At 45.3% G+C, this 10547-nt stretch carries 13 protein-coding genes; 5 read left to right on the top strand and 8 right to left on the bottom strand.

Going from position 1 to position 10547, the window contains the following annotated elements; all coding sequences use genetic code 11:
- On the bottom strand, positions 1 to 1022 hold a 1022-nt coding region (locus tag B5D50_RS03880), incomplete at its 3' end, for an ATP-binding protein (RefSeq protein WP_078921242.1).
- 206 nt (positions 1023 to 1228) lie between these two features.
- Between B5D50_RS03880 and B5D50_RS03875 the strand changes: the two genes are divergently transcribed.
- Entirely contained in the window at positions 1229 to 2170 is a 942-nt protein-coding gene (locus tag B5D50_RS03875; RefSeq protein WP_078921241.1) for a WaaS/CpsH family glycosyltransferase, read from the top strand.
- 4 nt (positions 2171 to 2174) lie between these two features.
- On the opposite strand, the gene B5D50_RS03870 is transcribed toward B5D50_RS03875, so the two are convergent.
- From B5D50_RS03870 to B5D50_RS03860, 4 genes are read right to left on the bottom strand one after another with little or no spacing between them, the layout of a single operon-like run.
- Positions 2175 to 2966: a glycosyltransferase family 25 protein gene (locus tag B5D50_RS03870; RefSeq protein WP_078921240.1), complete on the bottom strand. Its 792-nt coding sequence runs from the start codon at positions 2964 to 2966 to the stop codon at positions 2175 to 2177.
- Between the two features lie 6 nt (positions 2967 to 2972).
- A complete protein-coding gene (locus tag B5D50_RS03865) occupies positions 2973 to 3713 on the bottom strand; it encodes a hypothetical protein (RefSeq protein WP_078921239.1) in 741 nt (246 codons plus the stop codon).
- A gap of 11 nt (positions 3714 to 3724) precedes the next feature.
- Positions 3725 to 3895 (bottom strand): hypothetical protein, encoded by a 171-nt coding sequence (locus B5D50_RS20450; RefSeq protein WP_200807019.1) that lies wholly within the window; start codon positions 3893 to 3895, stop codon positions 3725 to 3727.
- Positions 3896 to 3939: 44 nt separating this feature from the next.
- On the bottom strand, positions 3940 to 4455 hold the full coding sequence (locus tag B5D50_RS03860) for a hypothetical protein (protein WP_200807018.1): 516 nt from the start codon (positions 4453 to 4455) through the stop codon (positions 3940 to 3942).
- Between the two features lie 192 nt (positions 4456 to 4647).
- On the opposite strand from B5D50_RS03860, the gene B5D50_RS03855 reads away from it, so the two are divergent.
- From B5D50_RS03855 to B5D50_RS03840, 4 genes are all read left to right on the top strand, one after another.
- A complete protein-coding gene (locus B5D50_RS03855) occupies positions 4648 to 5340 on the top strand; it encodes a BPSS1780 family membrane protein (RefSeq protein ID WP_078921238.1) in 693 nt (230 codons plus the stop codon).
- A gap of 66 nt (positions 5341 to 5406) precedes the next feature.
- A complete protein-coding gene (waaA, locus tag B5D50_RS03850; RefSeq protein ID WP_234975791.1) occupies positions 5407 to 6711 on the top strand; it encodes a lipid IV(A) 3-deoxy-D-manno-octulosonic acid transferase in 1305 nt (434 codons plus the stop codon).
- Positions 6712 to 6730: 19 nt separating this feature from the next.
- Entirely contained in the window at positions 6731 to 7105 is a 375-nt protein-coding gene (locus B5D50_RS20020) for a c-type cytochrome (RefSeq protein WP_143594233.1), read from the top strand.
- Positions 7105 to 7404, top strand: a complete 300-nt coding sequence (locus B5D50_RS03840) for a 2Fe-2S iron-sulfur cluster-binding protein (RefSeq protein ID WP_078921237.1) — start codon at positions 7105 to 7107, stop codon at positions 7402 to 7404. Before B5D50_RS20020 ends, B5D50_RS03840 begins: the two co-directional genes overlap by 1 nt.
- Positions 7405 to 7412: 8 nt before the next feature.
- On the opposite strand, the gene B5D50_RS03835 is transcribed toward B5D50_RS03840, so the two are convergent.
- The 3 genes from B5D50_RS03835 to B5D50_RS03825 form a co-directional block, all read right to left on the bottom strand.
- Complete coding sequence (locus tag B5D50_RS03835; protein WP_078921236.1) at positions 7413 to 7913, bottom strand: GDYXXLXY domain-containing protein; 501 nt, start codon at positions 7911 to 7913, stop codon at positions 7413 to 7415.
- Positions 7910 to 9106, bottom strand: a complete 1197-nt coding sequence (locus B5D50_RS03830) for a DUF2157 domain-containing protein (RefSeq protein ID WP_078921235.1) — start codon at positions 9104 to 9106, stop codon at positions 7910 to 7912. Before B5D50_RS03830 ends, B5D50_RS03835 begins: the two co-directional genes overlap by 4 nt.
- A gap of 184 nt (positions 9107 to 9290) precedes the next feature.
- Complete coding sequence (locus B5D50_RS03825; protein ID WP_078921234.1) at positions 9291 to 10496, bottom strand: 6-phosphofructokinase; 1206 nt, start codon at positions 10494 to 10496, stop codon at positions 9291 to 9293.
- Positions 10497 to 10547: the final 51 nt, after the last annotated feature.

Raw genomic sequence — 10547 nt, 5'->3', positions numbered from 1 at the left:
CGTTCCGCTTGTTTAATCGTGAGATAACCCGTTTGAAATAATAAGGCTTCGGTGGCTATGTCTTCAATGTCAAAGCTAGACAGCACTTGATTGCTTGTAAAGGTCTGATCTAAAGATAAAGATGTAACTTGACGTTTGAATAACAGATTAACTAAGAAGCTGGGTGTGCCCGTTTCAAACCAGTAATTCCCAAACTGGCGACTCCTAAATAAATGTAAAATATCAAAAGGATTGTAAACCCCTTCACCCAACCAGTTATAACCGTTATACCAATGTCGAATTTCTTCTCGATCCAAGTCTTCTAACTCAGGACTAAAGATAGTATCAATATCCGTATCGGTGTAGCCACAAATACTGGAATAGTGAGCATCTAAACTAATATCCAGTAAGTTATTCAAACCCGAAAACAAACTCACTTTTGAGAATTTACTGACTCCCGTTAAAAAGCTGAATTTGATATAGGCATCATAATCCTTGATCGTGCTATAGAAGCCCCGTAAAAAATCCCGATTGGCTTTAGCGACCTCGGGATAATCAAGGGCATCTAAAATCGGTTTATCGTATTCATCAATTAGAATCACCACCGGCTGTTGGGTTTGCTGCTGTAATTGTAAAATCAGATCAGCAAAGCGCCCACCGACATGCTCAAAGCGTGCTGTGATTCCAAACTGCTGTTCTAGATGACTGAGTTGGGTATCTAAGGCATGGGTGAGGCCTTGGATGTCCGTGAATTTGCCGCTGCCAAAGCTAAAGCGCAATACCGGATACTTGACCGACCAATCCCAATGTGGATGCACTGCTAAGCCTTGAAAAAGGGCTTCATGGCCTTCAAACAGCTCTTTGAGGGTATCTAAGAACAGGCTTTTCCCGAAACGACGCGGGCGGGAAAGGAAATAGTGTTTACCCTCCTGAGTCAGTTTCAAGGCCAGTGCCGTTTTATCGACATAATAGTGGTTCTCGGTGCGAATTTCCCGTAGGTTTTGGATGCCAATAGGGAGCTTTTTGCGAGGGGTCGTGGACATAACAAAGATTCGCTAATCAGTGAGGATTCAAGCTAGTTTAGCATGAATGAAGAGTCTGTATTAGGTTGCGGGGCTTAGGCTCTGTTGACATTTAATGCTGTGATGAGTGTTGTAAAAACTTGCCAAAGATGCGCTAAGGCTGAGTTTAAGGTAGGCTTGCGCTCTATTTAAGCAACTTAGGCTCAAGTACAAGGTTAGCACCAAGCATGCAAGCATCCATTTCTCAACCGGAGTCAACCCGTCAATTACATTTCATTGGTTTTTGGCCTGATTATGAACAGGCTTTCTTTCAAGTTGCTCAAGCCCAATCGACTCAAGCAGACCCCTTAGCCCTACAGGTTTTTAATCCTCTAGCCAAAACTCGCCAGCTTCCAAGCTTTACTAAATGGCCGCGACTGCTGCGCAATTTATTTCATAAGCGTTTGATTGCTGACTATATTCAGGCTCACCCGCAGGCCTTGATTGTCGCCCATGAGCATCGCTTGATTTTGGAAGTCCTATTAGCTAAGTTCCCTCAGCTCAAGGCTCAAGTGTTGATGCGCAATCCACTGAATCCGAATACAAAAACCAAGTACTTGATTCAAAGCTTGCAAGCTTTGGACTATACGATTTGGTCATTTGACTTGGCAGATTGTGCAAAGTATGGCTTTAAGTTTTATCGCCAATTTATCGAGCAGCTTCCAGAAGTATCGAGTCAAGCACCGCAATATGATTTTGCTTTTGTAGGCCGGAATAAAGGTCGTGAAACTATTTTGCAGGCTTTAGAAACTGAACTGAAAGCGCAAGGCTATTCGGTACTATTCGATATTCGCAGTGATCAAGCTAAAGGTATAAAAGCAAATGTCAGCTATCCTGCTTATTTACAAGCCTATTTGAGTGCGCGTTGCATGATTGATGTGACGCAAACAGGCCAAGTCGGCTTAACACTACGACCGTTAGAAGCCATGACTTACCAGCGTAAGCTACTGACGAATAATGCTTTGATTCAGCAAGAGGCCTTCTATCATCCTGCCAATGTGTTTATGTTTGATGAGAACCTTGATTTATCCGGCTTAAAAGCATTTATGCAGCAGCCCTATAGCCCGATTGCTGCTGACACCCAAGCGCTTTATTCATTAGCAAGTCTAACTAAAGTACTTAGGACGTAAAAAATTAAACAAAATCTTCAGGCCGTAGCTTAATCAAGCGGCGTTCACCTTTGCCTAGGACTTGGATACGGCGCATCCCTAAGCGATATTGTGAGCCGAGCCGCCGAGCATGAAACCGTAAATTTTCTAAGGGGCTAGCATAGGTTAAATCAGGTTTTGGCTCAGCAGAGATCGAAGAAATCGTCTTTAAGGTATTATTGACTGCATACGCCTCACATTGATCTAACTGAATGGCGGCGGCTGGTTCAACTTGCAAACAGCGCAGCTGATAGGTACTCGAAATAAAAGCATCCGCTAACCCCGGTGGAGTCGTTTTTGCCTTATCTAATAAGATTTGCGCCCCACTTGGCCAAAGCACATACGCTGCAGCACCCGTTCGATCCTGATACAGTGGCACTAAACTAAAATCCTCCACCAGTGTTTGCCCCACACCGACTAGCTTTTGGCGGCCGCGTACTTCGAGGGTGACTAAATCACAGTCTGTTTGTCGTTCCAACATTTTGAGTAAGACCGCACTGTAGCGAGAGAGCAAAGCATCATCTTCAAGAATGAGCATCGGCTGCTTTTTCTTTAAAATGACTTGCCACGCTTTATGATGACTCAAAAAGCAGGCTAATTCAGCGCGGCGCAAGGGGCGCTCCCATCCCATCGACAGCTGATAATGGGTAGTTTCACTGATATGCTGCGTTGAGACAGCGCGCAGTATTTCATAATCCAAACCAAGGCGCAGCATTTGCTTTTCTTGGAAGGACAGACGATCAGTCGCTTCCGCTAAATTAATGATTAGAACATTCATTAAACATTACCACCAGGCGGTTTTGGCGCGGGTATGACGCTGCCGAAAACGTTGGTAAACAGTATCGTGGGTTTGTAAGCGTTCAAACAGCTCAACCAAAAGTTGCCCCATCGGTTGTGCAGTACTCATGGCATCTAAACGCCACCGTAAATTTCTCAAAGTATCATCCGTACCGACTGCAAAGGCAGACGTACCATCGAACAAGGCCACTCGCTCAGTTTGTAGCTGTTGTTGGCGATCAGCTTGGTCACTTAAATGCTCAGCTGCTTGTAAATAACGTTCAGTTTCTTGCAGCTTGATAGTATTCACCAGCAAAGAGGCGGCTAAAGCCAAAGCGCGTGTAGTTGGATCAGTGGCGTGATCAGCAAAAGTATCCGCTGCTGAAATTAACCAACGTGTATTGAGCTGCTGCCTTAAAAAATCACCTTCCGCTTCCCATAGGCGCTCGAACTGCGCAAATTGTTCAAGGGTTTGGTATTCACGACGAATGAGTACGATCAATTGAGCATGGTAATAGAGCAATTCAGCTTGACCCGCAAACTCTGCACGTAGGTTTAGCAAGTGTTGGCTGAGATCTTTATCTGCACCATGCGTATAGTGTTGCTCGGTATCAGTCAGCAATTGAGTTTTGAGTTGGGTATAATCAGCGTTTTGTAAACTAGCAGCGGCTTGAGTTGCGCCGAAACGTTTACGATGCTGATTAAACGAAAGCCAACGTTCTAAGCGGGATTTTTTACGGGCTGCCATGCAATTAAATCCTAAGCACGCCAATAATCCGCAACCCATTGTGTAGGGCGCACAGGTCGATACCATTTATGTGTGATGCCTTGAATCGCTTCATGCGGCTCGGGATGACCGTGGAAAATAATGATTTTTGCACCCTCTGGAATAGTGGCGTCTTGAAAATAGGCCAAGGGCCAAGGCTGCATGCAATGATATTTAAAACTAGGGCACCAGCTTTCAGGCCAAAAACTTAACTCGCCCCGTTGATGAATTTCATGAGATAAGTAAGCTTGCTCATTGCGGAAGTTTTGTTGTATTTCTGCATAGTGAGTACGAAATTTTTCCAAAATTCCGCATAGCGCCCAACTTCAAAGCGATAAACCGACGAGTTGCCAATCCGGCGGCGGCGTAATTTGGCATCCTGAATAATGGTAAAAGGCGCTGATCCGGTAAAAAATGCATCAAGATTACCAACAATCACGACATCTAAATCTAGAAATAAGACCTCTCCACTCAAGCCGCCCAAATTGGGTTGTAAGGTGGTTAACTTGTTCCAACCGCGCTCTGGAGCGCCTTGGGGGAGTTCGAGAGTAGGTAGCTCGCGGATGTGAACGCGGGGATCAATGCCTTGGGCATCATCTGTGAAGCAGGTGAGCTGGAAGGGGAGTGTAATATGACGAGCAATCATGGCATAGAGGGTATTGACGTAATTAGCGCCATACTTGCTCCCCCATTTCATGCAAATAATATTAACTGGTAAGTTCACGTTGAATAGCCCTTCAATGAGTTTTGTTGCAAAAAAGCACGGTTTTGCAAAAACGTTCAGAGCATACACTGGGCTTAGGTTGAAAACTAGTCCATTAATTTTTTGTCAGCTGCGATAGAATCTTTGGCAAGCTTTCAGTAAGGTATAAAAAATTCTCTATAATCAATTTAATAAGTAGCAAAGGAGCAGTGTATGGCTAATCTAAGAGTGGTCGGTGCCGGTGATTCAATAAGTTGGTACAAAGGTGGTTGGAAGATTTTTAGTGCTGACATCGCCAATTGGGTATTAATGACCTTAATCTTTGGTGTGATCGCAATTGTTCTAAGTTTTATCCCTTTTCTGGGTGCTTTAGCACTTAATTTGATCGCTCCTTTGTTTATAGGAGGGATGCTTTATGCGGCGCAAAAAGCTGATCAAGGGCAGGCTACTGATATTATGGATATTTTCTCCATGTTCAAAGATGAGCAACGGCGTACACCTTTAGTGATTTTGGGGTTGGTGATGTTAGGGCTAAGCTTTGTGATGATGATGATTGTCGGGGGCGCGATGTTTGCCTCGGTCGATCTAGGTTCGACGACTGATGTTGCTGTGATGCCTTCGATAGGGATGGGCTGGCTGTTGATAGCGATGCTTGTCGGTATGCTCAGTGCGATGCTTTTCCTATTTGCGATCCCCTTAGTGATGTTTCAAAAGATGTCGGCGGTTGATGCAATTAAAAATAGCTTTATGGCTTGTGTGAAAAACTTCCCCGCTTTCTTGATCTTCATGGTGATTTATACCTTATTAGCCATTGTTGCGGCGATTACTTTCGGTTTAGGTTTCTTGGTCTTGCTGCCCGTGATGGTTGGCGCTGTGTATATCGGCTATAAACATATCTTTGCTTAATAAGATTCCTCCCTGCCCAAATCCGTTAAAATCGCCTGTCTGCAAGCGTTAACAGGCGATTTTTTGATGATGCATCCAGCGCGTTTTATCTATTCATTGTTGCTGTATCTGCTTTTGCCCTTGGTGTTTATCAAGCTTTGGTGGCGTGGGCGGAGCAATCCTGCTTATCGGCAGCGCTGGTTAGAGCGTTTGGGCTATATCAACTCAGCGGTTAGCTCAGGTAGTCACTTCACATCAGGGCAAGCCTGTATTTGCTTACATGCGGTTTCGGTTGGGGAAACAATGGCCGCCCGCCCATTAATTGAGAAGCTGCTGGCGGTTTATCCCGAAACGACGGTATGGGTCACGTCCACCACGCCTACCGGTTCAGCCACAGTGGAACGCTTATTTGGGCAGCGCGTCAAGCATAGTTATTTGCCTTATGATACACCAGCTGCAGTGCAGCGTTTTCTTAACACGGTTCAGCCCCGCTTGCTGCTAGTGATGGAAACTGAGCTTTGGCCGAATTTATATGCAGCTTGTGCTCAGCATCAGCTGCCTATTGTTGTGGTGAATGCTCGCCTTTCTGAGCGCTCGGCGCGAGCTTATGCACGAGTTAAGCCCTTAACTCGCTCGGTTTTGGCTAAAGTGGCTTTAATTGCTGCCCGTGAAGCGCAAGATGCCGAGCGTTTCCAAGCCTTGGGTGCAAGCCCCCTTCAAATCAAAGTATTAGGCAATATTAAATTTGATGCACCCATTCCCACTCAAGTTAAAACACAAGCTGCTACATTCCGCCAAGCATGGGGGGGGCGTTTGGTGTGGGTGGCTGCGAGTACGCATCAGGGCGAGGATGAGCAGATCTTGCAGGTGCATCGGCAATTAGTTCGGCAGTTTCCTGAGCTGCTATTGATTCTAGTCCCACGTCATCCAGAGCGGTTTAATGCGGTCGTTGCCTTGTGTGAGCAGGCGGATTTGAGCTATCAACGTCGGACGGAGTGTGCTGTTTTACGAAAATCCACCGCCGTTTTAGTGGGCGATAGTATGGGTGAATTATTGCTTTGGTATGCTTGTGCCGATCTGGCCTTTGTGGGGGGGAGTTTAGTGAATAGCGGCGGGCATAATCCCTTAGAGGCTTTAGCCTTTGCCTTACCTGTACTGAGTGGCCCTTATGTGGATAATTTTCAGGATCTCTATCCGCCGTTAGTCCAGATAGGAGCTGCCATACTGGTTGATTCGCCCGAGGTTTTAGCTCATCATTTAACCGCTTACTTGGCAAACTCAACCGAACGCCAGCAAGTCGGGCAACGGGGTCAACAATTCTTAGCACAGCAGCAAGGGGTCGTTGAACGTTTATTGCCTGAACTTGATCAACTATTAAAAGCAAAAAATTAAACAAATATAAGGTTTTGATATGCAATCGCTTAAGTTGTTAACGCTGTTAGTCCCCTTCTGTTTTGTGAGCGTATTGCTCACTGCTTGTGGTGATAAAACTTCCACTGAACCAACAACCAGTCAAGAGGCTGGCAAAGCGCCCAGTAGCTCAAGTACAGCCAGTACGGCGGTGGGTTTAGATGCGCACCCGGGGAAAACTCTGCATGACGCTAATTGTATTAGTTGCCATGATGCTAAGGTTTATACTCGTCCTGAGCGAAAAGTTTTAGATTATACCCAATTAGCCGCTCAAGTGCGCCGATGTGATGCTAATTTAGGTTCGCGTCTATTTGATGAGGATTTAGCACAAATCACCGATTATTTAAACCAAGCCTATTACCAATATTCTAAGTAATGAAATTGTATACCGTTCGTATTCATCAGACAGACTACCAATTTCAAGTCGCTGAAAAAGAGACTATTTTGCAAGCGGCTTTGCGCCAAGATATTCCGCTACCTTGGGGATGTAATATGGGTGTTTGCGGAGTCTGTCTGGGAACGGTATTAGAAGGGCAATTGGAGTATTTAGTTGGTTCGCGCTCACCTTTAGCGCTGTTCGACGAGGATGCAGTGACAGGCAAAGCCCTGTTTTGCTGTGCTTATGCTAGCAGTGATTTATTGATTGCAGTACCAGAATTAGTTGAGCGCTATTAATCTTAAGGTTATTCATCTTGAAGTGTTTCTTTCCAAGATTTGCCGTCGATCAGTAAATCTAAAATGGCGGCATTACCACGCTTATCAATCGACACTTCAATTTCCCCTTTTTTATCTGCAATTTTTGCTTCTAGTTGGCTGGCATAGCCTTGGGGAATATAAAAGCGATTTAAACCCGCTGTAAATACACTATTTGCATCACATTCACCTTGCACATAGATTTCGCAATTCGCAGGGCGTTCATCCGCTGGGTAAACTCGCTTTTCGGGTCGCAAACATAAAGCAGCCGCAATATCACTGGTCGGGCAAGCATTAGCACTTGGAACTCCATAATCCACTTTATAGAATAAGTAATGCCCCGAGAGCAAGTCACGTGGATCAAAACCTTCAATCGGAAATTTAAAGGTTTCGCCAGCGCTGCGTTGTTGTTGATACATCCAAGTATTCGTCGCTAATACAACAATCGGGAAAAGCAAAGCGGCCACTAAGCGGAGCTGAGGATTTTTCATAAGGTCAACTCCTTACTCCAATGTTGCAAACGATCTCGGCTGCTATACCAAAACCAAGCAATACCAATAATCATTAAGCCCGATAGGATTAAGCCCACACCCGTGGCGGCTAATCCGCCCATTGCTTGAAAATATAAGGCCACAAAGCGTAAACCAATCAAAAAAGTTAAGAGGTTAAAAGTGCGATGATAACCACTATTACCGGCATGAATGGTGTATAGGAATAAAATGAAAATCGTCAAGATTGGTGCACGAATATCATCTGCTTGCCAAATACTGGTGCGAGCACTTGCGTCTAAGGCAGAAAAGGTGTAACGAGTTTCACCAGTAAATAGAATATCTGGGTGATAATACAGGATGAGTAAGATAATCGCTGCGATTAATAAGCCTTTATTTAAGGGGCGATAACTTCGTCGGCTTAAAATCAGGCCAATTAAGAGTGCAGCGGTGATCCAAGCCGGTAAATACCAACGCCACTCAAAGATTTGGGTATCATCACCTGAGCGGATTAAATCAATCGCAACTAAAGCAATCAAGGCAGAAATTTGAAACCAGAAGAAAAAACTAGAGCTGGTTTTATGCAGTAATGCGATGCGCCTCGCTAAAAGATATAAGCTAGCTGAAAGTAACGGCGCGAGTAATAAAACGGCAGGCAGTTCACGCATCGCCGTTCTTAACTGACCTGCAGCTAAATCCACACTGCTCCAGACAGCGGCATTAATAAATAAACTGACCCACAAAAAATGTACAAATAAGTGGCGCGCAAACAGCACAATCGGCAAAGTAATCATGCTCCAGAGTAAAATGGCATGATACCAACGACCATTGATATGATAGATTTGTGCGATCAAACCAATGCTGGCTAGGCACAATAGAATAAAGGCGACAATTAAGGTATCGGAGATTAGATGTTTAGTCTGGTGTTGATACCAGAAAATGACGCCTGCCAACGCAAGCAAGCAACTGAAGTCTACCCCTAGTTTAATACTATCTGGAATTTGTACCCAATTAGCCGCAATCAATGAGATAATACCCAGACCAATAATCGCTGACCCTAACATCAATAGGCTATAAAGCCACCAATTATTATTCTGCTTATCACCCTGTTCAAAAGCTAAAATCGCCTCATATTGATCGCCATTAATCAGGCCTTGCTGCTCCCATACTTGCAGCTTTTTTTCAATCATTGTCATGAGCTGTGTTACGCCTGTGTCAAGCTAGTCACTTTTTATAAGCCGTATAAGTTAGCACGATTTAATCACGGCTGTCTCGGCTGTTAAGCAAAGCAGCCCAAGCAGCCTGCGCAATTCGGCAATTCGGTAAACTCTCAGCCTAAGCTTACCTCGTTACCTAGGCCGACTCTTGCAGAGCCCTGCCTTACAAATGCCGTTCTGGGGCTTTGAGTAAATGGCTAAATTCAAACTGCGGTGGTTGTGGCCTGCGCCCAAAACAAATCCCTAACGATTCATACCAACCGACTTGTTGCAAATCGACATGACGTTGACGAATAGCGTCGGCTGTATGCATATATTCAATCGTATTGCCGCGCACATTGGCGACGGTCACGCCACTCATCCCGGCTTTTAGTAAATGCAAGGCTGCCGCACCTGCCTCTAAACCGAAGCTCACATCAAAGGCCGAGGATTGCCCACAGCGGACTAAATGCCCCGGATTGACGGCGCGCACTTCAGGGATTTCATATTGAGTGGGTACATACATACCCATCGCTTGCATTAGTTGAGGGATTTCTGGATCGGCTTTTAAGCGTTTGCTGAGTTCAGCACAGACATACGCGCCTGCACCGGTGAGTTTTTTATGACCAAATGCATCGGTTCCCGCTTGAGTATCGACGACCTCATGACCTTGGGCATCATGCATCCCTTCAGCAACCATGATCAGATACGTCCCTGCACGGACATCACTGCCTGCAATGCGTTCGAAATAGCGTTGTTTCATGTGCTGATAGAGCCAATCAAAATCGACACTGATTTCTGGGATTAAAATCGCATCAGCTTCCGCACCAATTCCGCCCCGAAAAGCGGTATGTCCGGCATTACGCCCAAAAACTTCAACCACCATCACTCGATTATGAGTACGCCCCGTGGTATGAATATCACGGGCGAAACTTGCAATCCGCCCAACCGTTGAATCAGCACCGACGGAATAAGTCTGTAAATCCATATCCATTGTTTTGGGGACATGCACACAATGTATGCCATGCTCGGCTAAATCCACCATCACTGAACCGGTATCATCTCCACCGCTAATGATCAGGCCATCTAGATTAAACTTGGCTAAGCCATCTCGAATCCGTTGGTATTTATTCGGGTCGGCGAGTTTACGAATATTCACCCGCGAATGCCCCGCTTCCGACCCTGCGACCGTGCAATCAAAGATTTCTAAGCGGGCTGGGGTAAGTTCAACTAAGCTTTCAAAGTGGCTGAGATTATATAAACCTGCATAACCATTAGGGATGACTAAACACTGAATATTTTGCTGATGAGCGACGAGGGTGACCCCCTTAATGACTGCATTTAGGCCACCACAATCTCCACCGCTGGTCAGAATACCAATTCTTTTCATATGATTTTTCTCTATCGCTTTGCTGGTTGCTTAAGCATAAAAGGCTCAGCC

This window comes from Thiothrix eikelboomii, from assembly GCF_900167255.1.
Classification (GTDB): Bacteria; Pseudomonadota; Gammaproteobacteria; order Thiotrichales; family Thiotrichaceae; genus Thiolinea; species Thiolinea eikelboomii.
This window is presented reverse-complemented; position numbering and strand designations above follow the sequence as displayed.

Excerpts from the sequence above, each read along its gene's own strand:
- B5D50_RS03830 (WP_078921235.1), bottom strand. The coding sequence starts at position 9,106 with ATGACAATGATTGAAAAAAAGCTGCAAGTATGGGAGCAGCAAGGCCTG.
- B5D50_RS03870 (WP_078921240.1), bottom strand. The coding sequence starts at position 2,966 with ATGAATGTTCTAATCATTAATTTAGCGGAAGCGACTGATCGTCTGTCC.
- B5D50_RS03825 (WP_078921234.1), bottom strand. The coding sequence starts at position 10,496 with ATGAAAAGAATTGGTATTCTGACCAGCGGTGGAGATTGTGGTGGCCTA.
- waaA (WP_234975791.1), top strand. The coding sequence starts at position 5,407 with ATGATGCATCCAGCGCGTTTTATCTATTCATTGTTGCTGTATCTGCTT.
- B5D50_RS03840 (WP_078921237.1), top strand. The coding sequence starts at position 7,105 with ATGAAATTGTATACCGTTCGTATTCATCAGACAGACTACCAATTTCAA.
- B5D50_RS03855 (WP_078921238.1), top strand. The coding sequence starts at position 4,648 with ATGGCTAATCTAAGAGTGGTCGGTGCCGGTGATTCAATAAGTTGGTAC.
- B5D50_RS03865 (WP_078921239.1), bottom strand. The coding sequence starts at position 3,713 with ATGGCAGCCCGTAAAAAATCCCGCTTAGAACGTTGGCTTTCGTTTAAT.
- B5D50_RS03835 (WP_078921236.1), bottom strand. The coding sequence starts at position 7,913 with ATGAAAAATCCTCAGCTCCGCTTAGTGGCCGCTTTGCTTTTCCCGATT.
- B5D50_RS20450 (WP_200807019.1), bottom strand. The coding sequence starts at position 3,895 with ATGCAGCCTTGGCCCTTGGCCTATTTTCAAGACGCCACTATTCCAGAG.
- B5D50_RS20020 (WP_143594233.1), top strand. The coding sequence starts at position 6,731 with ATGCAATCGCTTAAGTTGTTAACGCTGTTAGTCCCCTTCTGTTTTGTG.
- B5D50_RS03875 (WP_078921241.1), top strand. The coding sequence starts at position 1,229 with ATGCAAGCATCCATTTCTCAACCGGAGTCAACCCGTCAATTACATTTC.